Origin of the sequence: Streptomyces sp. WAC 04229 (assembly GCF_003947455.1) — a bacterium.
Classification (GTDB): Bacteria; Actinomycetota; Actinomycetes; order Streptomycetales; family Streptomycetaceae; genus Streptomyces.
Genome location: NZ_QHJH01000057.1, coordinates 1 through 25,741, shown reverse-complemented (window position 1 = coordinate 25,741; position 25,741 = coordinate 1). Strand labels below are relative to the sequence as shown.

The 25,741-nt window shown below is 71.9% G+C and carries 24 protein-coding genes; 9 read left to right on the top strand and 15 right to left on the bottom strand.

The window, feature by feature from the left end:
* Window positions 1-229: 229 nt before the first annotated feature.
* On the top strand, window positions 230-1,477 hold the full coding sequence (locus DMH12_RS17645) for an SAV2148 family HEPN domain-containing protein (protein WP_125492543.1): 1,248 nt from the start codon (window positions 230-232) through the stop codon (window positions 1,475-1,477).
* Window positions 1,478-1,625: 148 nt separating this feature from the next.
* Window positions 1,626-2,348, top strand: a complete 723-nt coding sequence (locus tag DMH12_RS17640; protein WP_125492542.1) for a 3'-5' exonuclease — start codon at window positions 1,626-1,628, stop codon at window positions 2,346-2,348.
* 40 nt (window positions 2,349-2,388) lie between these two features.
* Here DMH12_RS17640 and DMH12_RS17635 read toward each other — a convergent pair whose 3' ends face one another.
* The gene (locus tag DMH12_RS17635; RefSeq protein WP_125492541.1) at window positions 2,389-3,252 is read right to left on the bottom strand and encodes a phosphotransferase enzyme family protein; all 864 of its coding nucleotides are present in this window, start codon (window positions 3,250-3,252) and stop codon (window positions 2,389-2,391) included.
* Between the two features lie 161 nt (window positions 3,253-3,413).
* Here DMH12_RS17635 and DMH12_RS17630 point away from each other — a divergent pair, with 161 nt between their 5' ends.
* The 5 genes from DMH12_RS17630 (at window position 3,414) to DMH12_RS17610 (ending at window position 8,858) form a co-directional block, all read left to right on the top strand.
* Window positions 3,414-4,361: a carbohydrate ABC transporter permease gene (locus DMH12_RS17630; RefSeq protein WP_125492540.1), complete on the top strand. Its 948-nt coding sequence runs from the start codon at window positions 3,414-3,416 to the stop codon at window positions 4,359-4,361.
* A complete protein-coding gene (locus tag DMH12_RS17625; protein ID WP_125492539.1) occupies window positions 4,358-5,191 on the top strand; it encodes a carbohydrate ABC transporter permease in 834 nt (277 codons plus the stop codon). The genes DMH12_RS17630 and DMH12_RS17625 overlap by 4 nt, the downstream gene beginning before the upstream one ends.
* Window positions 5,191-6,474 (top strand): ABC transporter substrate-binding protein, encoded by a 1,284-nt coding sequence (locus DMH12_RS17620; protein WP_125492538.1) that lies wholly within the window; start codon window positions 5,191-5,193, stop codon window positions 6,472-6,474. Before DMH12_RS17625 ends, DMH12_RS17620 begins: the two co-directional genes overlap by 1 nt.
* 342 nt (window positions 6,475-6,816) lie before the next feature.
* A complete protein-coding gene (erm(O), locus tag DMH12_RS17615) occupies window positions 6,817-7,596 on the top strand; it encodes a 23S rRNA (adenine(2058)-N(6))-methyltransferase Erm(O) (RefSeq protein ID WP_125492537.1) in 780 nt (259 codons plus the stop codon).
* A gap of 59 nt (window positions 7,597-7,655) precedes the next feature.
* The gene (locus tag DMH12_RS17610) at window positions 7,656-8,858 is read left to right on the top strand and encodes a glycosyltransferase (RefSeq protein ID WP_125492536.1); all 1,203 of its coding nucleotides are present in this window, start codon (window positions 7,656-7,658) and stop codon (window positions 8,856-8,858) included.
* A gap of 80 nt (window positions 8,859-8,938) precedes the next feature.
* On the opposite strand, the gene DMH12_RS17605 is transcribed toward DMH12_RS17610, so the two are convergent.
* Window positions 8,939-11,206 carry an MMPL family transporter gene (locus DMH12_RS17605; protein WP_125492535.1) on the bottom strand — a complete coding sequence of 756 codons (2,268 nt, stop codon included), beginning with the start codon at window positions 11,204-11,206 and terminating at the stop codon, window positions 8,939-8,941.
* A gap of 525 nt (window positions 11,207-11,731) precedes the next feature.
* Here DMH12_RS17605 and DMH12_RS17600 point away from each other — a divergent pair.
* Both DMH12_RS17600 and DMH12_RS17595 read left to right on the top strand, forming a co-directional pair.
* On the top strand, window positions 11,732-13,084 hold the full coding sequence (locus tag DMH12_RS17600; protein WP_125492534.1) for an MFS transporter: 1,353 nt from the start codon (window positions 11,732-11,734) through the stop codon (window positions 13,082-13,084).
* A 281-nt stretch (window positions 13,085-13,365) separates the two neighbouring features.
* Window positions 13,366-13,914: a DUF1697 domain-containing protein gene (locus DMH12_RS17595; RefSeq protein ID WP_125492533.1), complete on the top strand. Its 549-nt coding sequence runs from the start codon at window positions 13,366-13,368 to the stop codon at window positions 13,912-13,914.
* A gap of 9 nt (window positions 13,915-13,923) precedes the next feature.
* Here DMH12_RS17595 and DMH12_RS17590 read toward each other — a convergent pair whose 3' ends face one another.
* The 13 genes from DMH12_RS17590 to DMH12_RS17530 all read right to left on the bottom strand — a co-directional run bounded on the left by DMH12_RS17590 (window position 13,924) and on the right by DMH12_RS17530 (window position 25,526).
* On the bottom strand, window positions 13,924-14,661 hold the full coding sequence (locus DMH12_RS17590) for a sirohydrochlorin chelatase (RefSeq protein ID WP_125492532.1): 738 nt from the start codon (window positions 14,659-14,661) through the stop codon (window positions 13,924-13,926).
* An 8-nt stretch (window positions 14,662-14,669) separates the two neighbouring features.
* A complete protein-coding gene (locus DMH12_RS17585; RefSeq protein WP_125492531.1) occupies window positions 14,670-15,566 on the bottom strand; it encodes an ABC transporter permease in 897 nt (298 codons plus the stop codon).
* Window positions 15,553-16,350, bottom strand: coding sequence for an ABC transporter ATP-binding protein (locus DMH12_RS17580; protein WP_125492530.1), 798 nt, complete (start codon window positions 16,348-16,350; stop codon window positions 15,553-15,555). Before DMH12_RS17580 ends, DMH12_RS17585 begins: the two co-directional genes overlap by 14 nt.
* 46 nt (window positions 16,351-16,396) lie before the next feature.
* Entirely contained in the window at window positions 16,397-17,500 is a 1,104-nt protein-coding gene (locus DMH12_RS17575) for an aliphatic sulfonate ABC transporter substrate-binding protein (RefSeq protein ID WP_125492529.1), read from the bottom strand.
* 238 nt (window positions 17,501-17,738) lie between these two features.
* Window positions 17,739-19,094 (bottom strand): sulfate adenylyltransferase subunit 1, encoded by a 1,356-nt coding sequence (locus DMH12_RS17565; protein ID WP_125492527.1) that lies wholly within the window; start codon window positions 19,092-19,094, stop codon window positions 17,739-17,741.
* A gap of 2 nt (window positions 19,095-19,096) precedes the next feature.
* Window positions 19,097-20,035 carry a sulfate adenylyltransferase subunit CysD gene (gene cysD, locus DMH12_RS17560; RefSeq protein ID WP_125492526.1) on the bottom strand — a complete coding sequence of 313 codons (939 nt, stop codon included), beginning with the start codon at window positions 20,033-20,035 and terminating at the stop codon, window positions 19,097-19,099.
* A complete protein-coding gene (cysC, locus tag DMH12_RS17555) occupies window positions 20,032-20,610 on the bottom strand; it encodes an adenylyl-sulfate kinase (RefSeq protein WP_185832378.1) in 579 nt (192 codons plus the stop codon). Before cysC ends, cysD begins: the two co-directional genes overlap by 4 nt.
* A gap of 1 nt (window position 20,611) precedes the next feature.
* A complete protein-coding gene (locus tag DMH12_RS17550; protein ID WP_125492524.1) occupies window positions 20,612-21,322 on the bottom strand; it encodes a phosphoadenylyl-sulfate reductase in 711 nt (236 codons plus the stop codon).
* Complete coding sequence (locus tag DMH12_RS17545; protein ID WP_122618266.1) at window positions 21,319-21,498, bottom strand: hypothetical protein; 180 nt, start codon at window positions 21,496-21,498, stop codon at window positions 21,319-21,321. Before DMH12_RS17545 ends, DMH12_RS17550 begins: the two co-directional genes overlap by 4 nt.
* Window positions 21,495-23,192, bottom strand: a complete 1,698-nt coding sequence (sirA, locus tag DMH12_RS17540) for a sulfite reductase SirA (RefSeq protein ID WP_125492523.1) — start codon at window positions 23,190-23,192, stop codon at window positions 21,495-21,497. The genes DMH12_RS17545 and sirA overlap by 4 nt, the downstream gene beginning before the upstream one ends.
* Window positions 23,193-23,320: 128 nt before the next feature.
* Window positions 23,321-23,404 carry a putative leader peptide gene (locus tag DMH12_RS40255; protein WP_309475039.1) on the bottom strand — a complete coding sequence of 28 codons (84 nt, stop codon included), beginning with the start codon at window positions 23,402-23,404 and terminating at the stop codon, window positions 23,321-23,323.
* A 175-nt stretch (window positions 23,405-23,579) separates the two neighbouring features.
* A complete protein-coding gene (locus DMH12_RS17535; protein WP_125492522.1) occupies window positions 23,580-24,152 on the bottom strand; it encodes a GNAT family N-acetyltransferase in 573 nt (190 codons plus the stop codon).
* 66 nt (window positions 24,153-24,218) lie between these two features.
* The gene (locus tag DMH12_RS17530) at window positions 24,219-25,526 is read right to left on the bottom strand and encodes a hypothetical protein (RefSeq protein WP_125492521.1); all 1,308 of its coding nucleotides are present in this window, start codon (window positions 25,524-25,526) and stop codon (window positions 24,219-24,221) included.
* Window positions 25,527-25,741: the final 215 nt, after the last annotated feature.

Sequence of the window (25,741 nt, the reverse complement as noted above, 5' to 3'; positions counted from 1 at the left end):
CCGCGGGACGGGCGCGGGGAAGTCTTCCCCGTACCCGGCCACGTCACCGCTATGACTCCGCTCACTCGCCGGTGGGGTGCGACCCGGAACGGGCCGGTGGATCAAGGAGGTTGGGAAAACCGGCCCGTCCATCGGGCTGCACCGCGGACCGCTCCCGGAGTACCCTTCCTTGATCGTTGGGACGGGGTGTCCCCGGGAAGCATCCGGGGGAGCGGAAGGCGGTACACGGGTGGGGTCGGGAGGGCTGGAGCTGCCTCCTGGTGACGACGGTCACCAGGAGAACTCCACGGACGTCCCGCCCGGTGCGGTGTCCCTGGCGCGGCCGATGAACGCGGGCGCGATCGGTCCGGAACTGGACTGGGACGGCGGCGCCTGGCACGAGGTGCGCACCCGCGCCCAGCGGGCCGGCCGTGCCTACATCTGGCTGAACCTCGTCGAACAGCGGCTGCGGGCGGTCGTGGCGGCCGTCCTGAGGCCGATCTACGAGCCGGTCCACGGCGACGACTGGGTGGTCGCCGCGGCCGGGCCCGCCGGCCAGGAGTGGGTGCAGCGCGCCGTCGCGGTCCGCGAGGTCAGCCGCCGCAAGGGCTACCTGCTGGACCCGGCCGACGACAACGTCCTCAGCTTCCTCACCCTGCCCCAGCTGCGCGAGCTGATGGTGCAGCACTGGCCCTGCTTCGAGCCCTACGTGGACGAGCGCCGGGACGTCGAACTCGCCCTGGACGAGCTGGAGGTCACCCGCAACGTCGTCTCCCGCAACCGGGCGCTGTCCGAGGCGGTGCTGAGCCAGGCCGAGCGGGCCTCGGCGCGCCTGCTCGAGGTCCTCGGCGCGGGCGGCGACGTGCCGTCCGCGCGCCGGCTGCCGGTGGACGCGGTCGAGGACCTGGTCGGCGACCGCTACGCCGACGTCGTCGCCGTCCACTCGGACCGGGTGCGGCTGCTGCGCCAGTTCCCGGCCGAGGACCTGTTCGGCGGGGCCCGCCGCGTGGACGCCCTCGGCATCGGCCTCAACCTGCTCGTGCAGAACTTCTCCGGCCGCCGTCTGCTGCGGCTGGCCGAGTCCGGCGGCCGGGTGCGGCTGCTCTTCCTGAACCCGGCCTCCAGCGCGATCAAGCGCCGCGAGCGCGAACTGGGCATCAAGCGGGGCGAGCTGAGCCGGTCCGTCGAGATGAACATCCTGCACATGCGCCGCGTGCGCGCCCGGCTGCGGGACCCGGGGGCCTTCGAGATCCAGGTCTTCGACGAGACGCCCCGCTTCACCGCCTACCTCGTCGACGGGGACGGCGCCGACGGCATCGCGGTCGTGCAGTCCTATCTGCGCCGGACGCGGGGGATGGAGGCACCGGTCCTCGTCCTGCGCAACGGGCGGGGCGCCGGCAGGGTGGTGAAGGCGGACGAAATCGACGAAGGCGGACTCTTCCCCACCTATCGTGAGGAGTTCGAGCTGATGTGGGCGGATTCGCGGCCGGTGTCGTGAAGGTCCTGCCGGATGTCGGCCGCAGGTCCGTCCGGGGTCCGTCCCGGGTCCGGAACGGGGTAAGCGGAATGCGATCCTCTGATTGTCAGTGGCCCGTGGGAGGGTGGAGACCACTGGGGGAACGCACCACCGAGAAGGGGGACCGCCCATGGGCTGGCACCGGCAGCTGCTGATCGGCTTCGACCTGGAGACGACGGGCACCGATCCGCGCGAGGCGCGCATCGTCACGGGGGCCGTGATCGAGGTCAGGGGCGGGGAGCCGCAGGGCCGCCGGGAGTGGCTGGCCGACCCGGGCGTGGAGATCCCGGCCGAGGCCGTCGCGGTGCACGGCATCAGCAATGAGCGGGCGGCCGCCGAGGGCCGGCCCGCCGACCAGGTCGCGGACGCCATCGCCGCCGTGCTCACGGACCACTGGCGCACCGGCGTCCCGGTCGTCGCCTACAACGCGGCCTTCGACCTCACCCTGCTCGCCGCCGAGCTGCGGCGCCACGGACTGCCGTCCCTGCGCGACCGCCTGGGCGGCACGGACCCCGCCCCGGTCATCGACCCGTACACCATCGACCGCTCCGTCGACCGCTACCGCAGGGGCAAGCGCAACCTGGAAGCGGTCTGCCGGGAGTACGGCGTCCCGCTCGACGCGGCCCACGACGCCACCGCCGACGCGCTCGCCGCGGCCCGGCTGGCCTGCGCGATAGCCGACCGCCACCCCAAGGTCGCGGCCCTCGGCCCGGCGGACCTGCACCACCGCCAGGTCGAGTGGTACGCCGAGTGGGCGGCGGACTTCCAGAGCTTCCTGCGCCGCAAGGGCGACGCCACGGCCGTCGTCGACGCGACGTGGCCCCTGCGCGAGCCGGCCGACGAGCACGTCTGACCGGGCGGCGCCGCCGCGCCGCCGGGCCGGGACGGTCGGATCAGAAGGGATACCAGCGCACCGTCGGATCCCCGTCCCGCAGCGACGCCACCCTGCGCTCGAACTCGGCCAGCGCCTTCGGATTGCTCGGCGCGTGCTGGGCCACCCACGCGCAGCTGGCCGTCTCCCGGGCGCCGCGCAGCACCGCACAGCCGTCCCACTCGCGCACGTCCCAGCCGTAGGTGGCCGTGAAGGCGTCGTACGCCTCGGCGGGCAGCCCGTAGCGGTCCCGGCTGAGCGCCAGCACCACCAGATCGTGCTCGCGCAGGTCGGCGGAGAAGGTCTCCAGGTCCACCAGGACCGGCCCGTCGGGACCGACGTGCACATTGCGGGGCAGCGCGTCGCCGTGGATCGGGCCCGGCGTCAGGTGCGGGGTGAGCGCGGCGGCGGCCGAGGCGAATCCGTCCCGGCGCTCGCGCAGATACGCGGCGTCCGCGGGGTCGATCACGTCGCCCGCGAGCCGCAGCCAGCGCTCCACACCGCCCAGCAGCTCGCGGGGCGGCAGCTCGAAGGAGGAGGGGAGGGACAGTTCGTGGACCAGCCGCAGCAGCACGGCCACGTCCCGCGGCTCCGCGGGCCGCACGGGCTCGGGCAGCCGCCGCCACACCGTCACCGGATGCCCGTCGACGAACAGCGCCGTCGGGCGGGCCGCCCGCACCGCCGGCACGCCGGCCTCCTCCAGCCAGAGGGCGACGGCCAGTTCCCGGCGCGCCCGGTCGAGGAGTTCCGCGTCCCGGCCCACCTTGACCGCGAGGTCGCCGGCGGCGAACACCGCGTTCTCGCCGAGGGCCAGCAGCCGCGCCTGAGCCGGTCGGGGCAGTACGCCCGCCCCGGCCAGCACCTCCCGGGCCCGTGCCTCGTCCATCGTCGTACGCCTCCGTGTCCGTCATGTCCGCCGGGTTCCCGCCGTCCGTCGGCCAGTGTCGCATTCGCACAGGTGGGAGCGGATGCGCGGGCTCTTGACGGGTCGCGGTCACTTCACGACCATGACGAGGCCCGTCCGAGCAGCGCAAAGGGGCTGATTACGTGGCATTGGTGACCGAGTCGAGGACACCGGCGCGCCGTGCGCCCGGCACGGAGCGGGGTCGCCGCGGGCCGGACCACGGCGCCTGGTTCCTCGTGCTGCCCGCGCTGATCCCCATCCTGGTGCTCAGCGTCGGACCGCTGCTCTACGGCATCCTGCTGGCGTTCACCGACGCCCAGTCCGGCCGCACCGAGCCCACCCGGTGGATCGGCACGCTGAACTTCCAGGACCTGCTGCACGACACGCTGTTCTGGGAGTCCTTCCGGATCGGGCTCGTCTGGGCGGTCGGGGTGACGGTGCCGCAGTTCCTGCTGGCACTCGGCCTCGCCCTGCTGCTCAACCAGAACCTCCGCCTGCGCTGGCTGGCCCGCGCCCTCGCGATCATCCCCTGGGCGATGCCCGAGGTCGTCGTCGGCGTCATGTGGCGGCTCGTCTACAACACGGACGCGGGCATCCTCAACGAGACGCTGCGCGACCTCGGCCTCGGCAACGGACACGACTGGCTCAGCGGCCTCGGCACCGCCCTGCCCGCCGTCATCGTCGTCGGCGTCTGGGCCGGCATGCCGCAGACCACGGTGGCCCTGCTCGCCGGGCTCCAGAACACCCCGCGCGAGCTGCACGAGGCCGCCGCGGTCGACGGCGCCGGGGCCTGGCGCCGCTTCCGCACGGTCACCTGGCCCGCCCTCAGACCCATCGCGCTCGCCATCACCGCGCTCAACCTCATCTGGAACTTCAACTCCTTCGCCCTGGTCTACGTGCTGACCAACGGCGGCCCCGGAGGCCGCACCCGGCTGCCCATGCTCTTCGCCTACGAGGAAGCCTTCCGCTACGGGCAGTTCGGCTACGCGGCGGCGATGGGCTGCGTCATGGTGGCGGCGATCTCGGTCCTGCTGGCCGTCTTCCTCGCCGGCCGGCTGAAGGGCGGACTCAAGGGAGGTGACGAGGCGTGAGGACCTCGACCACGGCCCGCGTCGGCCAGTACGCCGCGCTGTTCGCGTATCTCGTCTTCCTGGCCTTCCCGTTCCTCTGGCTGATCTCCACCGCGTTCAAACCGCCACGCGAGCTGGGCAGTCTGCACCCCACCTGGATCCCGGAGAACCCCACCCTCGACAACTTCCGGCAGGCCTTCGACGAACAGCCCCTGCTGCACGCCGCGCTCAACTCCCTGCTCGCCGCGCTCGGCGCCGCGGTGATCGCCGTGGTGATCGCCACCCCGATGGCCTACGTCATGGCCCGCCGCCGCGGCCGGCTCGCCAGGGCGGCCACCGGGTGGGTCGTGGTCAGCCAGGCCTTCCCCTTCGTCCTGCTGATCATCCCGCTCTTCCTGGTCCTGAAGAACCTCGGACTGATCAACTCCGTTCCCGGGCTGGTGATGGTGTACGTCGTGTGGTCGCTGCCGTTCGCGCTGTGGATGCTGGCCGGGTACGTCCGCGCCGTACCGGCCGAGCTGGAGGAGGCGGCGGCGGTCGACGGCGCCGGGCGGCTGCGGACGCTGGTCTCGGTGACCGCGCCGCTGCTCGCGCCGGGGATCGTGGCGACGGCCATGTTCGCGTTCATCACCGCGTGGAACGAGTTCTTCTTCGCGCTGGTGTTGCTGAAGACACCGGAGAAACAGACCCTGCCGGTGATCCTCACCCACTTCATCGGCGCCGAGGGCGTCGCCGACCTCGGCCCGCTGGCCGCGGCGGCCTTCCTCGCGACGCTGCCCTCACTGGTGATCTTCGCGCTGATCCAGCGGCGGATCACGGGCGGCATGCTCGCCGGGGCGGTGAAGAGCTGATGCGCACCCGCACCGCGACCCTGCTCGTCGCCCTCGCCCTGCTGCTCGCCGGCTGCACCTCGGGCGGCGGCGACGCGGACGACGGCCGGATCACCCTGCGCTTCCAGTCGCTGGCCTGGCAGGAGGAGTCGGTCGAGGCCAACAAGGAGCTGGTCCGGGAGTGGAACGCCGCCCACCCGGACGTACGCGTCGAGTACGTCCAGGGCAGCTGGGACAGCGTCCACGACCAGCTCCTCACGTCCTTCGAGGGCGGCGAGGCGCCCGACATCATCCACGACGCCTCCGACGACCTCGCCGACTTCGCGTACGGCGGCTACCTCGCCGACCTGACCGAGCTGCTGCCCGACCGGCTGAAGTCGGACATCCCCGCGCGCAGTTGGGAGACGGTCACCTTCGACGACGGGGTTTACGGCGTGCCGTTCCTCCAGGAACCCCGGGTGCTGATCGCCAACGCCGACCTGCTGCGAAAGGCGGACGTCCGGATCCCCACCCCCGAACACCCCTGGACCTGGGCGGAGTTCCGGCAGTTGACGAAGCGGCTCGGCGGCGACGGCCGATACGGGGTGGCCTGGCCGCTCAAGGAGCCCGTCTCCGCGACGCTCAACCTCTCCCTCTCCAACGGCGGCCGGATGTTCCACCGGGACGCGGACGGAAAGGTCACCGTCCGCTTCGAGGAGGGCGACCAGGTGGTGCCCCGCACCATCCGCGACCAGGTCGAGACGGACCGCAGCGCCTCGTCCGACACGCTGGGCAGCGGCGGCTCCGACACCCTGCCCGGCTTCTTCGCGGGCAAGTACGCGATGGTGCCCCTGGGCTTCTCCTACCGCCAGCAGATCGAGCAGCAGGCCCCGGAGGGCTTCGACTGGCAGGTGCTGCCCGCCCCCGCGGGCACCGACGGGCTCGCCCAGGGCGTCAGCCCGCAGACCCTGTCGATCGCCGAGGACACCCCGCACAAGAAGGAGGCCGCCGCCTTCCTCGACTTCCTCCTCCAGCCGGACAACATGGTGCGCCTGGCCCTCGGCGACTGGATGCTGCCCACCGGAACGCGAGCGCTGAAGGACCCCGCCCTGCACACGGCCGAGCGGGGCTGGGCCACCGGCACCGCGCTCGCCCGCCACCTGCGCTCGGCACCCGCGCAGTCCGTCCGGGGGTACCCCGAGTGGAAGGACAAGGTGGCCACCCCCGCGCTCCAGGAGTACTACAGCGGGGCGATCGGCATGGACGAGCTGCGCGAGCGGCTGGAGGAGGACGGCAACCTCGTACTCGCCCGCTACCAGCGCTGACGGCGGGCGGTGGGCGGCCCGCGTCCGGGCCAGCGACCGGGGCCCGCGCCGAAACCCGTTGCCCGCCCGGCGCGCGGGCGCCTAGCGTCAGCTCCGTGGCAGCTTTCAACGCGATCTTCAACTCCGGTCTCGGCCGGGGCTGCACGTACTCCATCAGGATGCGTCGTGGCCCCGGAGCCCTGACCGGCCCGGGGTCCCCCCGCCGCTGAGGCACGTCACGCGCTGACGCACGTCTCCCACCCGCGGCGGGGCTGAGCCTCCGCGATCTCCTTTCGCCTTCGTCTTCCGGTCAGGGCCTTCGGCTGCCCTCCCCCCTCCACGGAAGACAAAGGACCGCAGGCCATGGCCCGCCCCACCCAGCGTGCCCGCACGCTCTCGCAGAACTTCCTCGCCGACCGCGCCACCGCCGAGCGCGTCGCCCGGCTCGCCGCGCCCGACAGCCGGCACCCTCCGCTCCTGCTCGAAGTGGGCGCCGGCCGGGGCGCCCTCACCGAGCCGCTGGCCCGCCGCAGCCGGGAACTGCGCGCCTACGAGATCGATCCCCGGCTCCTGCCGGCGCTCCGCGCCCGTTTCGCGCACACCCCCCACGTCCGCGTCGTCGCCGGTGACTTCCTCGCGGCGCGGCCGCCGGGCACCCCGTTCGCCGTCGCCGGGAACGTGCCCTTCTCGCGCACCGCGGACATCGTGGACTGGTGCCTCACCGCCCCCGCGCTCGTCCACGCCACCTTGATCACGCAGCTGGAGTACGCCCGCAGACGCACCGGTGACTACGGCCGCTGGACCCTGCTGACGGTCCGGACCTGGCCGTGCCACGAGTGGCGCCTGCTGGGCAGGGTGGGCCGGTACCGCTTCCGGCCGGTGCCGCGCGTCGACGCCGGGATCCTCCGCCTCGAACGCCGCCCCGCCCCGCTGCTCACCGGTGCCGCCCGCCGGAGCTGGGACGACCTGGTCGAGCTGGGCTTCTCGGGGGTCGGCGGCTCGTTGCACGCGTCCCTGCGGCGGGCCCGCCCGGCCCGGCGTGTGGACGCCGCGTTCCGGGCCGCACGGCTCGACCCGCGCGTGCTCGTCGGCGAGGTCCCGCCCGCGGCGTGGCTGCGGCTGCACGAGGAGCTGGTGGCGTGATCCGGAAAGATGCGCGTCAGAGCTTGCACGAGACGTCTCGTCTCGCGTACGGTCGGCGCATGACCAGTCCCGCGCACATCGCCATGTTCTCCATCGCCGCCCACGGCCACGTGAACCCCAGCCTGGAGGTGATCCGCGAACTCGTCGCACGAGGACACCGGGTGACGTACGCGATCCCCCCGCTCCTCGCGGACAAGGTCGCCGAGGCGGGGGCCGAACCCAAGCTCTGGAACAGCACGCTGCCCGGTCCCGACGCCGACCCGGAGGCATGGGGGAGCACCCTGCTGGACAACGTGGAGCCGTTCCTGGACGACGCCATCCAGTCGCTCCCGCAGATCGCCGCGGCGTACGAGGGCGACGAACCGGACCTCGTCCTGCACGACATCGCCTCCTACACCGCCCGCGTCCTCGGCCACCGCTGGGACGTGCCCGTGGTCTCCCTCTCGCCCTGCATGGTCGCCTGGGAGGGGTACGAGCAGGAGGTCGGCGAGCCGATGTGGGAGGAGCCGCTGAAGACCGAGCGCGGCCGGGCGTACTACGCCCGGTTCCACGCCTGGCTGGAGGAGAACGGGATCACCATGCACCCCGATCCCTTCGTCGGCCGCCCCGAGCGCTCCCTGGTGCTGATCCCCAAGGCGCTCCAGCCCAACGCCGAGCGGGTCGACGAGAAGACGTACACCTTCGTCGGCGCCTGCCAGGGCGACCGGGCCGCCGAGGGCGACTGGACGCGCCCCGAGACCGCGGAGAAGGTCGTGCTGGTCTCCCTCGGGTCCGCGTTCACCAAGCAGCCCGGTTTCTATCGGGAGTGCGTCAAGGCCTTCGGTGAGCTGCCGGGCTGGCACACGGTGCTCCAGATCGGCCGGCACGTCGACCCGGCCGAGCTGGGCGAGGTGCCGGACAACGTGGAAGTGCGCTCCTGGGTACCGCAGTTGGCGGTCCTCCAGCAGGCCGACCTGTTCGTCACCCATGCGGGCGCCGGTGGCAGTCAGGAGGGCCTGGCGACCGCCACGCCGATGATCGCCGTACCGCAGGCCGCGGACCAGTTCGGCAACGCCGGCATGCTCCAGGGGCTCGGTGTCGCCCGGCAGCTCGACACCGAGGAGGCCACCGCCGAAGCGCTGCGCACCGCCGCCCTCGCCCTGGTAGACGACCCGGAGGTGGCCCGGCGCCTCAAGGAGATCCAGGGCGGGATGGCCCACGAGGGCGGCACCCGGCGGGCCGCCGACCTGATCGAGGAGCGAGTGGCCGCCGCCAGGGCATGACCGCACCCGGCACAGCACGCCGCGGGCCCGCCGGTCCCGGAGGAACCGGCGGGCCCGCGGCAGTGGTGGTGGAGGGCCGCTCACACCCCCACCCGTTCACCCCGCTCCCCGCGCTCGCCCTCGTCGTCGCGGACCGTCGTCGCGATCGCCTCGGGCGCCTCGTCGTGGGTGAGGTCCGGGAGCCGGTGCAGCCACTTCGGCAGGTACCAGTTGCGCTCACCGAGCAGGGACATCACGGCCGGCAGCAGGACACCCCGGATGATCGTCGCGTCGATCAGCACCGCCGCCGCCAGGCCCACGCCCATCTGCTTCATGGACTGCATGGACAGCGTCCCGAAGATGGCGAACACCGCGACCATGATGACGGCCGCACTGGTGACGACCCCCGCCGTGGTGACCACCCCGTGCCGGATCGCGTCCGCCGTGTTCCGCCCGCGCAGCCGCGCCTCGCGGATCCGCGAGACCACGAACACGTGGTAGTCCATCGACAGACCGAAAAGGATCACGAAGAGGAACAGCGGCAGCCACGTGATGATGGCGCCCACACCCTCCGCGCCCACCAGCGACGCGCCCCAGCCGTGCTGGAAGACGGCGACCAGGATGCCGTACGCGGCGCCCACCGACAGCAGGTTCAGCACGATCGAGGTGAGCGCGACCGTCAGCGAACGGAAGGACAGCAGCATCAGCAGGAAGGCGAAGACCACCACGAAGACGAAGACCGGCAGGACCGAGCCGACCAGCTGGTCGTTGAAGTCCTTCGACCCGGCGACCTGACCGGTGATCGGCGCCTCGACACCGTCGACCCTGCCCAGCGTGGCCGGCCGCACCTCGTCCCGCAGCTTGTCGAGGCTCTCGCCCGCCTTGTCCTGGTCGGAGCCGCCGACCAGCGGGACGTAGACCAGGGCGACGTTCTGCTCGTCGTGCATCGTGACGTCGACCGGTCCGCGCGAGGCACCCGAACTCACCGCTCGTTCACGGAAGTCGGCGAGCGCGGCCCGCACCTCCGGCGCGTTGATGTCGTCGGCCTTCACGACCACCTCAGCCGGGTCCGACCCGCCGGGGAACGCCTCGTTGACCCGGTTGTACGTCTGCACGATCGGCAGCGAGTCGCCGAACTCCTGGTCCAGCGTGAGGTTCTCCGTCTTCATGCCGATCGCCGGCGCGGCCACGGCCAGCAGCGCACCCGTCGCCACCACGGCGGCGAGCAGCGGCTTGGCCAGGACGCGGTTCAGGACCGCCGTCCAGAACCGGCTGCCCTCGGAGGTGCCGCCCTTGCGGCGCCGGCGCAGGAACGGCAGGCGGCCCTTCTCGACCCGGTCGCCCAGCAGCGACAGCAGCGCGGGCAGCACCGTCACCGAGCCGACCATGGCGACCGCGACCACCATCAGCGAGGCCAGGCCCATCGCCTCGAACTCGGCGATGCCCGTGAACAGCATGCCCGCCATGGCCACGCACACCGTGACACCGGAGACGACGATCGCCCGGCCACTGGTGGCGGCGGCGATCCTGAGCGCGGTCTGCGCGTCCCGGCCCGCGGCGCGCTCCTCGCGCTCACGCCGCAGGTAGAACAGGCAGTAGTCGACGCCGACGGCAAGACCGACCAGCAGCATCACGGAGTTGGCGGTCTCGCTCATCGGCTGGAAGTGGCTCACCAGGGCCATCAGACCCATCGTCGCGATGATCGCGGTGATCGCCAGCGCCACCGGCACCAGCGCCGCCACCAGCGCCCCGAACGCGACGAGAAGGATGCCGAGCGCCACCGGTACCGCCGAGTACTCGGCCTTCTTGAAGTCGTCGCCGAACGCGTCGTCGAACGTCTTCATCATGCTGGCGCCGCCGATCTCCTCGATCCGCAGCGACTGGTGCTCCTTCTGGACGTTCGCGACGGCGTTCAGCACCGGCTCGACCCGCTCGCCGGCGGTGTCCGCCTCGCCGCGCATGTCGAACCGCACCAGCGCGCTGCGGCCGTCCTTCGAGATCGTCCCGGCCTCGTACGGGGAGGTCACCCCCGTGACCTGTCCGGTCCCCTCCACCGCCGTGACGACCGCGGTGACCGCGGCCCGGAAGTCGGCGTCCGTCGCCTTGAGGCCGCCGTCCTTCGTCTGGACGAGGACGGACTCACCGGCCGGCTCCTCGATCCCGGCGTCCTCGACGATCTGCGCGGCGGTGTGCGTCTCGCCGCCCATCTGGTCGCTGTCCTTGACGTCGACCCGCCCGGCCGCAGACCCGAGCCCCATCGCGAGGACGACGAACAGCATCCAGATGCCGACGGCGGCCCATCGGTGTCTGGCGCTCCAGCCGCCGGCCCGTGCGGCTATGCCCCGCACCCGTGTGTCTCGGTTCCGCATGACCGGCCTGCCCCCCATCGAGCGGCGACAACCCCCTGCTGTCACCTTGCGCTTCGAAGGTATGGCCCGCGTAAGAACACCGCGTCGTGCTCCTTGGTGACGCACCCCGGCGACGGGTCATCCCTCCGTACCGCCGGGTCTCACCGCTGAGGAGGATCCGGGTCCCTTACATCTACCGGGTCGCCGGGGTACGGGCTCGGGGTGCGCGTGGCCCGGCTCTCGTCCTTCGGACCCATCTCGTGGGGGGAGCTTTTGACGTGCGCCCTCCCTGGTAGCGTTCATGGCATGTCTGCTGCTTCGTGCGCGGCCGCTTGCGCCGCGGTGACCAGGACGCCCCGCTAGCGGCGGGACGTTCGACTCACACATTCCTCCTGGACGTCCAGCCGCTTCGTGATCAGACCGGAGCGGCACGCTCGTGCTGCTCGGAGTTCTCCCTGAGCAACGGAGCACCAGATGTTCCCAGACATCCTTTCTTCACGCGGGCACAGCCCGTCCCCTGCACGCGCATGGCTGGTGCTGAGCGCGATGTCCATGCTGCAGTTCTTCATCGCGGTCGACGTGACCGTGGTCAACATCGCCCTGCCCTCGATCGGCGCCGGCTTCGGCATCGACGGGCACGCCCTGACCTGGGTCGTGGTCGGGTACACGGTCACCGGCGGCGGAGTGCTGATGCTCGGCGGCCGGCTGGGCGACCTGCTCGGGCGGCGGCGCGTGCTGCTGCTCGGTACCGGCCTGTTCGGCGCCGCGTCCCTGCTGGCCGGCCTGGCGCCCACCTTTGGGCTGCTGGTGGTCGCGCGCCTGCTGCAGGGGGCCGGTGAGGCCATCGCGCTGCCTGCCGCGATGGCCACCATCGTCCTGATGTTCCCCGAAGGCCCGCGTCGGTCGCGGGCCTTGAGCGTGTGGGCTGCGGTAGCCAGCTGCGGCCTCGTGCTCGGATTCGTCCTGTCCGGAATCATCACCGCCCACCTGGGGTGGCGGTGGACCTTCCTGGTCTCGGTCCCGTTCATCCTGGTGGTGCTGCTGGCAGCCGTCTTCCTGGTCGAGGGCGACCGGATCGTGGCCGAGGACGCCCCGCCACTCGACCTTCCCGGCGCGCTGCTGCTGACCGCCTGCCCGCTGCTGTTCACTTTCGGCGTGGTCGAGGCCGGCGAACCAGGAACGCCCGCATGGCTGGTCCCGGGGGCGCTGGTCGGGGCGGTGGCCGCCGGGGCCGGGTTCGTACGTGTCGAGGCGCGCTCGCGCAACCCGCTGGTGCCGTTGGACTTCTTCGCCAACCGCGCGCGTGTGGCGGCCAACCTGACCACGATGCTGCTGAGCGCGGGGTTGTCGACCTCGTTCCTGCTGTTCACCTTCTATCTGCAGGACCGGTTGGGCATCGGCCCGCTGGGTGCGGGCCTGGCGATGCTGCCTCTGGCGGTCTCGCTCGTCGGGTCCTCCATGCTCGTGCCTCGTCTGCTGGGCCGCTGGGGAGCACGCGCGTGTGTGCTCGCCGGCATCGGGTTCACCGCGGCCGCGATGGTCGTGATCGCGCTCGTCTCGACCCTGGGGGCAGGCGTGGTTGCGGTGATCCCGGCCATGCTCCTGATCGCGGCCGGGATGGGGTTCGGCATCGTGGGGCTGCAGTACGTCGCGGTCAGCGGCGTCACCGAGGACGACGCCGGCATCGCCTCGGGCGTCCAGCGCGCGGCTGACCAGCTGGGCGGTGCGACCGGGGTGGCGGTCTGCGTCGGGATCGGGTTCGCCCCCAGCCTGCACGCCCTCGACCCGTTCCTGGTCGCCGCCCTGCTGGCCACAGTGGGGCTCGTGACCGGTGCGGTCGTGGCCTGGCGCATGCCCGCGCCCGTTTCCGCAGCGAACCTGCAGGAACACGCCGGGTGACCTTCGCCCCGCCGGGGTGCGCCGTTCCCGCCGCCAAGGCGGTGCACCCCGGCGGGGTTGCTGGTCAACGCCCTCGACGGCCGATCGAGGGTCACGGGCCCGTCCTGCCCTCATCCGGTCGGCCGGGAGTTCCGCAGGTTTGTTGTTTAAGTCACAGGTGCGTGTAGTGGTTGAACCACGCACACCGCATCGGAGAGAGTGGCGCGCACGTCCGCCCGCCGTGCGGACCCGGCCGTCGTGCCCGCCCCCACGGGGCACGACGGCCGTTCTAGGCTGTGCCCATGACGACGATGTACGCGGCGCTGCTGCGCGGGGTCAATGTCGGCGGTGCGAGGAAGCTCCCGATGGCCGACCTGCGCGCGCTTGTGACGGACCTCGGCCACGACGCCGTACGCACGTATCTGCAGAGCGGGCAGGCCGTCTTCGCCGCCGCGCACGGGGACGAGGAGTCCCTGGCCGCCGAGCTGGCGGGGGCGATCGAGAAGCGCTTCGGCTTCGCGGTGGACGTGATCGTGCGCGACCACGCCTATCTGAAGGCCGTCGCCGAGGCGTGTCCCTTCCCGGCCGCCGAACTGGAGGCCAAGCAGGTCCACGTCACCTACTTCTCCGCCCCCGTTGACGCGGAGCGCTTCGCGCCGGTCGACGCGCCGGCCTTCCTCCCGGAGGAGTTCCGTCTCGGCGACCGCGCCCTGTACCTCTACGCCCCCGACGGTCTCGGCCGCTCCAAGCTCGCCGAGGCCCTCGCGCGTCCCCGCGTGAACAAGGGCGTGGTCGCGACCACCCGCAACTGGAACACCGTCGTCAGACTCGTGGAGATGACCGGCCCCTAGGCCCTGTCGTCAGGCCCCGACCGCCGTCAGTACCGGTGTCCGCGCCGCGTCGTACCGCTCCAGCAGGACCCGCGCCACCTCCGGGGAGGGGCCGAGCACGTCCGCCAGTACGTCCGCCCCGGCCGCGCCCCGCGCGATCCGGTCCGGCAGGCGGCCGGGCGCGAGGACGTACGGGGCGACCGCGACGCGTGCGCAGCCCAGGGCGCGCAGCTCCCGTACGGCGTCCTCGGTGCGGGGAAGGGATGCGGAGGCGAACGCAGGCCGCACGGCGCACCAACCGGAACGCCGCCACTCCCGCGCGATTTCTGCGATCACTGCGATCGCCTCCGGGTCGGAGGACCCCGCCGAGGCCAGGACGACCCCGGTCGAGGACTTGTCGGCGGGCGTGAGGCCCGCCTCGTACAGCCGCCGCTCCAGCGCCGAAAGCAGCAGCGGCGAGGGGCCGAGCACCTCCGCCTGGCGGATCCTGAGCCGCGGCGGGGCGTCCGCCAGGACCGCCGGGATGTCCGCCTTGGCGTGGAAGGCGCGGGTCAGCAGCAGCGGCAGCGCCACCACGTCCCGCACCCCCTCCGTCGCCAGGGACTCCAGCACGCCCGGCACGGAGGGCACGTTGAAGTCCAGGAAGCCCGTCTCCACCCGGACGTCGGGGCGCAGCGCCCTGACCAGGCGGACCAGGGCGTGCACGGTCGCGGCGTGCCGCGGGTCGCGGCTGCCGTGGGCGATGACCAGAAGGACCGGCGCGGACATGTCGTACCTCAGCTCTTCACCAGCAGGCCGCGGCTGCGCAGTACCCACCGCTCCAGCGGGCTGAAGATGAGCAGGTCGATGGCGATGCCGACGATGAGGATGAGGAGGATGGCTTCGAAGACCATGGCCATGTCGCTGGCGTTGCGGCCGTTCTCCAGCAGCTGGCCCAGGCCCACGCCGAGGTCGGGGAAGGAGGCGATGATCTCGGCGGCCATCAGTGAGCGCCAGGAGAACGCCCAGCCCTGTTTGAGGCCGGCGACGTAGCCGGGCAGGGCGGCGGGCAGGACGATGTGCCAGGTGCCCTTCAGTCCGGTGGCGCCCAGGGTGCGGCCGGCACGCAGGAAGAGGGGGGAGACCTGGTCGACGCCGGAGACGAGGCCGTTGGCGATGGAGGGGACGGCGCCGAGGAGGATGACGGCGTACATCATCGAGTTGTTCAGGCCCAGCCAGATGACGGCGGGGGGCACCCAGGCGACCGAGGGCAGGGACTGGAGGCCGGACAGGATGGGCCCGATGGCGGCGCGGACGACCTTGACCCGGGCGACCAGCAGCCCGAGGGGGGTGCCGATCACGAGGGCGAGGAGGAAGCCGGAGAGTCCGCGCGAGACGCTGGTCCAGATGTAGCCCAGCAACTCGCCCTGGAGCCAGGCGTCCTGCGCCACCCGCCACACGTCCGCCGGGGCCGGCAGCTTGGTCGGGTCGTCGACGATCTTGAAGGAGACCAGGCCCTGCCACACCGCGAGCACCAGCAGGACGGCGACGGCGGGCGGCAGGATCTTCTCCACGAAGGTCTGCCTGAAGGGCGTACGGGCCTTGTGCCGGGTCTCCAGCGCGTCGAGGCCCGCCTCCAGACCGGCCAGATCTCCCGCGTCCTTGGCGGGCGTGGTGGTCTCAGTGCTGGCCATGGCGGCGGATCTCCCCACGCAGTTCTTCGGTGATCTCGACGGAGAGTTCCGCCACGGCGGTGTCCTCGATGCGGCGCGGCTGCGGCATGCCGACCGTCCACTGGCGGGCGATGCGCCCGGGGCGGGAGGACAGCAGTACCACGCGTTCGGCGAGGCGGACGGCCTCGCGCACGTTGTGGGTGACGAAGAGGACGGACAGCTGGGTCTCGCGCCAGATGCGGGTCAGTTCGTCGTGCAGGACGTCGCGGGTGATGGCGTCCAGCGCCGCGAACGGCTCGTCCATCAGCAGCAGCTTGCTCTCCTGGGCCAGCGCCCGGGCGAGCGCGACGCGCTGGCGCATGCCGCCGGACAGCTCGTGCACCCGTTTGCCGTGCGCGCCCTTGAGCCTGACGAGTTCGAGCAGCCCCTCCGCCTTCTCACGGCGCTCGGCCTTGGGCACGCCGCGCAGTTTCAGGGCGAGTTCGATGTTCTTGCCCGCGGTGAGCCACGGGAAGAGAGCGTGCTCCTGGAACATCAGGGCGGGGCGTCCGTCGGTGGTGATCTCGCCGGTGCTGGGCCTGTCGAGGCCCGCCACCAGGTTGAGCAGGGTGGACTTGCCGCAGCCGGAGGCCCCCAGGAGGGTGACGAACTCGCCGGGCGCGACATCGAGAGTGATGTCGTCCAGCACGAGCTGCTGCCCGGCGGGGCCCGCGAACGACTTCGAGACGTGCTCGATACGGGCGGCGTACGCGGTGGACGCATCGGTGCCGTCGGCGGCCTTGGCGAGGGTCGTGGTCGTGGCCATGGTCGTCACCTCCTGGGGGAATGGTCGGAACGGTCGGATCCGGGCTTTACCGGGCGCCGAGTCCGGCGTCGTCGACGGTGGGCTCGCCCTTGGCCTTGAGAACCTTGTTGAGCAGCGTGAGGTCGTAGATGCCCTTGAGGTCGGGCTGGTCGAGCAGGCCGGCCTTGACGGCGTGCTCGGCCTGGGCGTCGAGGGTGGCGGCCAGCGGGTCGTCGGTGAGCTGGATCGACTTCCACGCCGGGTCGAGGACGTCGGCGGGCAGGGCCTTGCCGGTGTCCTTCTCCAGCTGCTTGTTGGCGGCGGCCTTGGCCTCGTCCGGGTTGGCCTTGATCCACTCGTTGGTGTCGACCGACGCCTTCAGCACCGCCTCGACGGCCTTCGGGTGCTCCTTGAGGAACTTCTGCGACACGATGATGTTCGTGATCACGAACTTCTTGTCCGGCCACAGCGTCGACTCGTCCAGCAGCACCTTGCCGCCCTCGGCGACCAGCTTCGACGCGGTCGGCTCGGGCACCCAGGCGCCGTCCAGGGAACCGGACTTGTAGGCGTCCGGGGTGACCTTGTTGTCGCTGCGCACGACGGTCACGTCGCCCTTGCCGCTCTGCGCGTCGGTCTTCCAGCCCTGCTCGGCGATCCAGTGGAGGAACGCGACGTCCTGGGTGTTGCCGAGCTGCGGGGTGGCGATGCGCTTGCCCTTGACGTCCTTCAGCGACTTGATCTTGTCCGGGTTCACCACCAGTTTCACGCCGCCGGACGCGGAGCCGCCGATGATCCGCAGGTTCTTGCCGCCGGACTTGGTGTAGCCGTTGACGGCGGGGGAGGGGCCGATCCAGCCGATGTCGATGGAGCCGGAGTTCAGCGCCTCGATCTCGGAGGGGCCCGCGTTGAAGGTGGCGTACTTGGCCTCGGTGGCACCCAGGGCCTTCTGGAAGAAGCCCTTCTGGTTGCCGACCAGCGGTGTGGCGTGGGTGACGTTGCCGAAGTAGCCGATCCGGACGGAGTCCAGACCGTCGGTCTTCTCGGCACCGGCGGCGACCTTGGCCCCGTCGTCCTTCTCGGCCTGGGACCCGTACCCGCAGGCGGCGAGGGCCAGCAGCGGCAGGGCGGCCAGGACCGCCAGGGTGCGGCGCGGAGCGGTGGTGGCAGGCACGGGAGGTGTTCCTCTCGTTGGCCCGGCTCTCACGCCTGTCGGTCGTCCGAGGTGTCAGGTCGTGGCCGGGAGGTCGGCTTGTCTTCGGCTGTGCGGGTGGGGGGTGTGGGCGCGCGAGCAGTGCGCGTACGTCAGCGCGCACATCGCGCCACTCCGCCCTGCCCGCTGCCGAGGGCACCGCTGCCGACGCGGCCGCCCTCCTTGGCGAACGCGGAGTAGAAATCAGGGTAGTTCATGCTCAGAAGTCCCACCCGTCTTCGTCCGCCTCGTCCTTGACCGGCTCCGGCGTGGCGAAGGACTCACCGGCCATGCCGGCGGTGAGAGTGGTGCCGTCGCTGGGGTCGATGAGGATGAAGGAGCCGGTGCGGCGGGAGTCGGCGTAGGAGTCGGCGGGCAGGGGTTCGGCGGTGCGGATGGTGACCCGGCCGATGTCGTTGGCGACGAGTTGTCCGGGGTGCGGGTGCAGGGACAGGTCGTCGAGTGTGAGCCGGGCCGGGATGTCCTTCACGATCGCTTTGACGGTGCGGGTGCCGTGCTTGAGCAGGACCCGGTGGCCGACGGTGAGCGGCGCGTCGGCGACGTGGCAGACGGTGGCCTCGACGTCCTGGGACGTGGCGGGGGCGTCCTTGCGCGGCACGATCAGGTCGCCGCGGGAGACGTCGATGTCGTCTTCGAGCAGCAGGGTCACCGACTGCGGTGTCCAGGCCTCTTCGACCGGCACGCCCAGCAGGTCGATCCCGGACACCTTCGAGGTCCGCCCGGAGGGCAGGACGGTGATCTCGTCGCCGACGCGGAAGGTGCCCGCGGCGATCTGGCCGGCGTAGCCGCGGTAGTCGGGGTGTTCGGCGCTCTGCGGGCGGATGACGTACTGGACGGGCAGCCGGGCGTGGCAGTGGGCGAGGTCGTGGCTGACCGGCACGGTCTCCAGGTGCTCGAGGACGGTGGGTCCGCCGTACCAGTCCATGACCGCGGAGGGTTCGACCACGTTGTCCCCGGCGAGTGCGGAGATGGGGATCGCGGTGACCTCGGGGATGCCCAGCTCGGTGGCGTAGGCGGTGAACTCCTCGGCGATCGCGGCGAACACGGGCTCGCGGTAGCCGGCCAGGTCCATCTTGTTCACGGCGAGGACGACGTGCGGCACCCGCAGCAGAGCGGCGATCGCCGCGTGCCGGCGGGTCTGCTCGACGACCCCGTTGCGGGCGTCGACCAGGATGACGGTCAGTTCGGCGGTGGAGGCGCCGGTGACCATGTTCCGCGTGTACTGCACGTGGCCGGGGGTGTCGGCGAGGATGAACCGGCGCCTGGGGGTGGCGAAGTAGCGGTAGGCCACGTCGATGGTGATGCCCTGTTCGCGCTCGGCGCGCAGGCCGTCGGTGAGCAGGGCGAGGTCGGGGGCGTCCTGGCCGCGGCTCGCGGAGGCCCGCTCGACGGCTTCGAGCTGGTCGGTGAGGACGGACTTGGAGTCGTGCAGGAGGCGTCCGACGAGGGTGGACTTGCCGTCGTCGACGGAGCCGGCGGTGGCGAACCGCAGCAGCGTGGTCTCGGACAGCTGCCAGATGGACAGGGCCCCGGTGGGTTCGGTGGTGCGGGTCATGTCTAGAAGTACCCCTCGCGCTTGCGGTCTTCCATCGCGGCCTCGGACATCTTGTCGTCGGCGCGGGTGGCGCCGCGTTCGGTGAGCCGGGTGACGGCGATCTCGGCGATGACCTTCTCGATGCTGTCGGCGCCGGAGTCGACGGCGCCGGTGCAGGACATGTCCCCGACGGTGCGGTAGCGCACCAGCCGCTTCTCCACGGCTTCGCCGGGTTTGGGGCCGCCCCAGTCGCCGGCGGTCAGCCACATCCCGGAGCGGGCGAACACCTCGCGCTCGTGGGCGTAGTAGATGGCGGGCAGTTCGATGTTCTCGCGGGCGATGTACTGCCACACGTCCAGCTCGGTCCAGTTGGACAGGGGGAAGACGCGGACGTGCTCGCCGGGGGCGTGGCGGCCGTTGTAGAGGTTCCACAGTTCGGGGCGCTGGCGGCGCGGGTCCCACTGGGAGAACTCGTCGCGCAGCGAGAACACCCGTTCCTTGGCGCGGGCCTTCTCCTCGTCGCGGCGTCCGCCGCCGAAGACGGCGTCGAACTTCTCGGCCTGGATCTTCTCGGTCAGCGGCAGGGTCTGCAGCGGGTTGCGGGTCCCGTCGGGGCGCTCGCGCAGGACGCCGCGGTCGATGTAGTCCTGCACGGAGGCGACGTGCAGCCGCAGCCCGTGCCGCTCGACGGTGCGGTCGCGGTAGTCGAGGACCTCGGGGAAGTTGTGCCCGGTGTCCACGTGCAGCAGCGAGAACGGCACCGCCGCGGGCGCGAACGCCTTCAGCGCGAGGTGCAGCATGAGGATCGAGTCCTTGCCGCCGGAGAACAGGAGCACCGGCCGCTCGAACTCACCCGCCACCTCACGGAAGATGTGCACCGCCTCCGACTCGAGAGCATCGAGGTGGGAGAGGGCGTAGGGGCTGTCGGTGCCCTCCGTCACGGCCGCCACGGACGTCGTCATGCCAGTCCCCTTTCGGTGAGCAGGGCGTGGACCGCCGCGGCGGACTCCTGAACGGTCTGGTGCTGCGACTCGATGCGCAGGTCGGGCTTCAGGGGCTCCTCGTACGGGTCGTCGACGCCGGTCAGCCCGGTCAGCTCACCCGCGGCCTGCTTGGCGTACAGGCCCTTGACGTCACGCACCGAGCACACCTCGACCGGGGTGGCCACGTGCACCTCCACATACGGCGTGCCGTTCGCCGCGTGGCGCTCGCGGACCGCGTCCCGGCTCTCCGCGTACGGGGCGATCACCGGGACCAGCGCCGTGACGCCGTTGCGGGCGAGGAGCTCGGCGACGAAGCCGATGCGCTGCACGTTGGTGTGCCGGTCCGCGCGGCCGAAGCCGAGGCCCGCGGAGAGGAACTCGCGGATCTCGTCGCCGTCGAGGAGCTCGACGCGCCTGCCCTCCTCGCGCAGGCGGCCGGCCAGCTCGTGGGCGATGGTGGTCTTCCCGGCGCTGGGCAGGCCCGTGAGCCAGACGGTGCCTCCGGTCGTCACGTGGTTCTCCCTGAAAGTCGATGGTCCGGTGGTCGTCGTCATGTCAGCCGTGCAGTCCGCATTCGGTCTTGGTGAGGCCCGCCCAGCGTCCGGAGCGGGCGTCCTCGCCCTCCAGCACGCGGCGGGTGCACGGCGCGCAGCCCACGGAGGCATAGCCGTCCATGAGCAGCGGGTTGGTGAGGACGCCGTGCTCGTCGACGTACGTTTGCACATCTTCCTGTGACCACTTGGCGATGGGGGAGATCTTCACCTTCCGCCGCTTCTCGTCCCAGCCGACCACGGGGGTGTTCGCCCGGGTCTCGGACTCGTCGCGGCGCAGTCCGGTCGCCCAGGCCTGGTAGCCGGCCAGGCCCTCGTCCAGCGGCTTGATCTTGCGCAGCGCGCAGCACAGGTCGGGGTTGCGGTCGTGCAGCCTGGGGCCGTACTCGGCGTCCTGCTCGGCGACGGTCTGGCGCGGGGTGAGCGTGATGACGTTCACGTCCATCACGGCCTCCACCGCGTCCCGGGTGCCGATGGTCTCCGGGAAGTGGTAGCCGGTGTCGAGGAACACGACGTCCACTCCCGGCAGGGCGCGGGAGGCGAGGTGGGCGACGACCGCGTCCTCCATCGAGGAGGTCACGCAGAAGCGGCTGCCGAAGGTGTCGGCCGCCCACTGGAGGATCTCCAGGGCGGAGGCGTCCTCCAGTTCGCGGCCCGCCCGCTCGGCCAGGGTCTTGAGTTCGTCGGTCGTACGCTCTTCCCGAACCGCGGTCATATCGGTTCCCCTCCCGTGGAGTTGGGCTGAAGTCCCCGGGCCAGCAGGCCGAGGAACTTCAACTGGAATGCGCGGTTGCACGCCGCGCATTCCCAGGCGCCGTGACCCTGCTCGTGCGGACGCAGGTCCTCGTCACCGCAGTAGGGGCAGTAGAAGGGCGCGGCACGCTCGGTCATGACAGGGCCTCCTCGGAGGCGCGGGCCGCCCAGGTGGCGAAGCGCTCGCCGTCCTCGCGCTCGGCCTCGAAGCGCTTGAGGACGCGCTCCACGTAGTCCGGCAGCTCCTCCGCCGTGACCTTCAGGCCGCGCACCTTGCGGCCGAAGCCGGGCTCCAGGCCGAGGGCGCCGCCGAGGTGCACCTGGTAGCCCTCGACCTGCTCGCCCCGGTCGTTCAGGACCAGCTGGCCCTTGAGGCCGATGTCCGCGGTCTGGATGCGGGCGCAGGCGTTGGGGCAGCCGTTGAGGTTGATGGTGAGGGGCTCGTCGAAGTCGGGGAGCCGGCGCTCCAGTTCGTCGATGAGGGAGGCGCCGCGCGCCTTGGTCTCGACGATGGCCAGCTTGCAGAACTCGATGCCGGTGCAGGCCATGGTGCCGCGCCGGAAGGTGGAGGGCCGTGCGGTGAGGTCGAGCGCCTCCAGGGACTCCACCAGGGAGTCGACCTGCCCCTCCTCGACATCGAGGATGATCATCTTCTGCTCGACGGTCGTGCGGACCCGGCCCGAGCCGTGCGCCTCCGCCAGGTCGGCGACCTTGGTCAGGATGGTGCCGTCGACGCGGCCGACGCGCGGGGCGAAGCCGACGTAGAAACGGCCGTCGCGCTGCCGGTGCACGCCGATGTGGTCGCGCCAGCGGCTGGTGGGGTCGGCGGGCGCCGGGCCGTCGGTCAGCTTCCGCTTGAGGTACTCGTCCTCCAGGACCTGGCGGAACTTCTCCGCGCCCCAGTCGGCGACCAGGAACTTCAGGCGGGCGCGGTTGCGCAGCCGCCGGTAGCCGTAGTCGCGGAAGATCGAGATGACGCCCTCGTAGACGTCGGGGACGTCGTCGATCGGCACCCACGCGTTCAGCCGCACGCCCAGCTTCGGGTTGGTGGACAGGCCGCCGCCGACCCACAGGTCGAAGCCCGGCCCGTGCTCGGGGTGGACCACGCCGACGAACGCCACGTCGTTGATCTCGTGCACGACGTCGAGGACCGGCGACCCGGAGATCGCGGTCTTGAACTTGCGGGGGAGGTTCGAGTACGCGGGGTTGTTCAGGACGCGGCGCTTCATCTCCTCCAGCGCCGGCGTGCCGTCGATGATCTCGTCCTCGGCGATGCCCGCCACCGGGGAGCCGATCATCACGCGGGGCGTGTCGCCGCAGGCGGTCACCGTGGACAGGCCGACGCCCTCCAGGCGGTTCCAGATCTCGGGCACGTCCTCGATCCGGATCCAGTGGTACTGGACGTTCTGCCGGTCGGTGATGTCGGCCGTGCCGCGCGCGAACTCCTGCGAGATCTCACCGACGACCCGCAGCTGCGCGGTGGTCAGGGCGCCGCCGTCGATGCGGACGCGGAGCATGAAGTAGCTGTCGTCCAGCTCCTCCGGCTCCAGGACGGCCGTCTTTCCGCCATCGATGCCCTGCTTGCGCTGGGTGTACAGCCCCCACCAGCGCATACGTCCGCGCAGGTCGCCGGGGTCGATCGAGTCGAAACCCCGCTTGGAGTAGATCGTCTCAATCCGTGTCCGTACGTTGAGACCGTCGTCGTCCTTCTTGGTCTGCTCGTTGGCGTTGAGCGGGGTGAAGTGACCCGCCGCCCACTGGCCCTCACCGCGGTGACGGCTCACCTTGCGGCGGGGGGTCGCGGCGGCAGGCTCGGGTGGGGTGGCGGCCATGGTGTGACACGTCCTTCAAGGCAGACGGAAAGCGGCTCTGACCTGCGCGCACGGGCGCATGACAGACATGCGCTTCCTTGCGCGGGCGGAGGCTGATGCGGGGAATCCGGTAGTGCTGGAGAGGGCTCTCAGCGGCCCGGACAGATGGCGCTGGACATGCGGCCGAGGTCGACGTGCCGCCGACTCACCAAGGCAATTCCAGTTCCAGGCATGACGGAAGACTGGCACGGCGATCTGGACACAGTCCAGCTTCGTCCAATATGCGGACATCCTTGTCCCGTGGAGTGAGACAAGGTGTTGTGGATCACAGGAGGGCGCCCGCCGGGCAGGAGGCCGGCCGGTCAGGCGGGGGTCAGGTCGAGGGTCGGGTCGGGGGCCGGCCAGGGGTCAGTGGGGGAACGCCCCAGGCCACGGACCCGGCGTGGCCACGTCGGCCTCCTCCTCGACCTTGGTGTCGAAGAGGCGGAAGCCGCGGCGCCGGTAGTTGTCCATGGCGTGCTCGCCGTCCTTGCTGCACGTGTGCAGCCACACCCGCTTGGTCGTGGCCAGCCCCGGCCAGCGCTCCGCGAGGTCCCAGGCGCGGGCGGTGCCGTACGAGAGGAGGTGGCCGCCGATGCGCCGGCCCCGGAACGCCGGGAGCAGTCCGAAGTACTCGATCTCCACCACGCCGTCGTCGCCGGCCGTCAGCTCCACGTACCCGGCGGGCGTGCCCCGGTCGTACGCGACCCAGGTCTCCACGCCGGGCCGGTCCAGGTGCTCCTGCCAGCGGGCGTGGCTCCAGCCGAGCCGGTCCGTCCAGCGGATGTCGCCGCCGACCGAGGCGTAGAGGAAGCGGCTGAACTCGGGGGAGGGCACCGCGGAGCGGACGATGCGCACGTCCCCCTCCGGGGCGGCGGCCGGCAGCAGGTCGGTGGGCGCCGTCTGCTCCAGGGACCAGGTGGTCACGGCGATGTTGGTCATGCCGGTCAGGGAATCATCCGGTTTGCGGAGCTGTCGATCCCGGGCGGCAGGCCCTGGCCGCACGGGTCAGTCGAGCGCGTCCTCGATGGACCTCAGCGGCAGGGCGAACAGCATGCTGCCGGACTGGGACCAGACCTCACCGGTCCGCGCCCAGTAGGAGAGGGAGCCGGCCTGTCCGCTCCAGCAGCGCTGCGAGCCGTCGGAGCCGCACTCGGTGGCCCGGGCGCCCTCCGTGTCCTGGCGCCACAGGGTGCCGCGTCCGTCGTGGCCGCCGGCCGCGCGGTCCAGGTACCAGTCGGTGCGTGCGGCGCCCGCCGGGCGGTGCGAGAGCACGCCGCCGACCTCGGCCGCCCCGGTCTCGTACGCCTCCACCGCGTCCACGTGTCCGGCGGAGTCGGTGGCCGCGAGGCCGCTGCGGTCCGGGTCGGTGCTCAGCGGGTAGCGCCACAGCCGGGTGGGGCGGTCGCCGTCCGCGGCCACCCGCTCGCCCGCCACCAGGCTGTCGGGGGAGGTGCCGCGGTCCAGGGAGATCGCGCCGGGCCGCGCGGCGTCGTCGGTGTCGGGGAGGCGGTACGAGGCGACGGCGGGCAGTACGTAGCGGTGACCGTTGGCCGCCCAGCCGCCCGGCACCCGTCCGACCGCCGAGGCCGCGGTGGTGGCGCGCTGGACGCGGTCCACCTCGTACACGTACAGCGCGTCGCGGTCCCCGGCGGCGGTGGTGACCAGCAGCTTGTCCTGGTACCAGACCATGCCGGTGACCGGGGAGGCGAGCCCCCGGTAGTCGTGGCCGCCGTCGACCGGGACGGCGAGGAGTGCCGAGGTGTAGCCGAGGCGGTCGGGGTCGTCGGCGTCGACGAACGAGACCCGGGCGAGACCGCCCTGGGGGGTGCCGTCGTCCCGGGACCAGGCGGAGACGATGACGCGGTGGGCCCCCCAGGTCCCGTCCTCGTCCGCGTCGCCCGAGGTGGTGACCGCGCCGGGCAGCCAGCCCTCGGTGTCGGCCTCGTCCCAGCAGTAGGCGCGGGTGGCGGCGGGGGAGACCGGCAGGGACTCCTTCTCTCCCGCGGTGCAGTCGGCGGCGTCGCGCAGGGTGCGGTCGGCGGAGTCGAGTACGGCGTCGACGCCCACCGGTTCGCCCATGGCGTCGGAGAGCCGGTCGAGCCAGGGGGCGGGGACGCGGTGCTCCGTCAGCCGCAGGGCGTCGGTCTCGGCGGCGGAGGTCAGGGGCTTGAGGCTGCCGGGGTCGTCGGCGACCGTGGCCTGTGAGGCGCTGATCAGTGTGGCGGCGCCGGTCAGGGCGAGGGCCGCCCCGGTCAGGGCCGCGCGCAGCGCCCGTCCCCGCCTGCGCCGGCGGTGTCTGCCGCGATGCTTCATGGAACCTCCACGGACACCGGACCAACTGCGCTCGACGGTGGACGCGTTGACCGAGGAGCGGATGGGACGGTCAGTAGAGGATGCTACGGCAGTCGGCGGGGTCCGCGGACGCGGACGTTGCAATTATGCGAAATCAACCCGTCTTTACGGCCAACCGGGGTGTTTGCCGGGATACCGCGTGCGTCAAGGCACGCCCCTGTCTCCTATACACATCT

Excerpts from the sequence above, each read along its gene's own strand:
- DMH12_RS17640 (WP_125492542.1), top strand. The coding sequence starts at position 1,626 with ATGGGCTGGCACCGGCAGCTGCTGATCGGCTTCGACCTGGAGACGACG.
- DMH12_RS17635 (WP_125492541.1), bottom strand. The coding sequence starts at position 3,252 with ATGGACGAGGCACGGGCCCGGGAGGTGCTGGCCGGGGCGGGCGTACTG.
- DMH12_RS17620 (WP_125492538.1), top strand. The coding sequence starts at position 5,191 with ATGCGCACCCGCACCGCGACCCTGCTCGTCGCCCTCGCCCTGCTGCTC.
- DMH12_RS17610 (WP_125492536.1), top strand. The coding sequence starts at position 7,656 with ATGACCAGTCCCGCGCACATCGCCATGTTCTCCATCGCCGCCCACGGC.
- DMH12_RS17605 (WP_125492535.1), bottom strand. The coding sequence starts at position 11,206 with ATGCGGAACCGAGACACACGGGTGCGGGGCATAGCCGCACGGGCCGGC.
- DMH12_RS17600 (WP_125492534.1), top strand. The coding sequence starts at position 11,732 with ATGTCCATGCTGCAGTTCTTCATCGCGGTCGACGTGACCGTGGTCAAC.
- DMH12_RS17595 (WP_125492533.1), top strand. The coding sequence starts at position 13,366 with ATGACGACGATGTACGCGGCGCTGCTGCGCGGGGTCAATGTCGGCGGT.
- DMH12_RS17590 (WP_125492532.1), bottom strand. The coding sequence starts at position 14,661 with ATGTCCGCGCCGGTCCTTCTGGTCATCGCCCACGGCAGCCGCGACCCG.
- DMH12_RS17585 (WP_125492531.1), bottom strand. The coding sequence starts at position 15,566 with ATGGCCAGCACTGAGACCACCACGCCCGCCAAGGACGCGGGAGATCTG.
- DMH12_RS17580 (WP_125492530.1), bottom strand. The coding sequence starts at position 16,350 with ATGGCCACGACCACGACCCTCGCCAAGGCCGCCGACGGCACCGATGCG.
- DMH12_RS17565 (WP_125492527.1), bottom strand. The coding sequence starts at position 19,094 with ATGACCCGCACCACCGAACCCACCGGGGCCCTGTCCATCTGGCAGCTG.
- cysD (WP_125492526.1), bottom strand. The coding sequence starts at position 20,035 with ATGACGACGTCCGTGGCGGCCGTGACGGAGGGCACCGACAGCCCCTAC.
- cysC (WP_185832378.1), bottom strand. The coding sequence starts at position 20,610 with ATGACGACGACCACCGGACCATCGACTTTCAGGGAGAACCACGTGACG.
- DMH12_RS17550 (WP_125492524.1), bottom strand. The coding sequence starts at position 21,322 with ATGACCGCGGTTCGGGAAGAGCGTACGACCGACGAACTCAAGACCCTG.
- DMH12_RS17545 (WP_122618266.1), bottom strand. The coding sequence starts at position 21,498 with ATGACCGAGCGTGCCGCGCCCTTCTACTGCCCCTACTGCGGTGACGAG.
- sirA (WP_125492523.1), bottom strand. The coding sequence starts at position 23,192 with ATGGCCGCCACCCCACCCGAGCCTGCCGCCGCGACCCCCCGCCGCAAG.
- DMH12_RS40255 (WP_309475039.1), bottom strand. The coding sequence starts at position 23,404 with ATGCCTGGAACTGGAATTGCCTTGGTGAGTCGGCGGCACGTCGACCTC.
- DMH12_RS17535 (WP_125492522.1), bottom strand. The coding sequence starts at position 24,152 with ATGACCAACATCGCCGTGACCACCTGGTCCCTGGAGCAGACGGCGCCC.
- DMH12_RS17530 (WP_125492521.1), bottom strand. The coding sequence starts at position 25,526 with ATGAAGCATCGCGGCAGACACCGCCGGCGCAGGCGGGGACGGGCGCTG.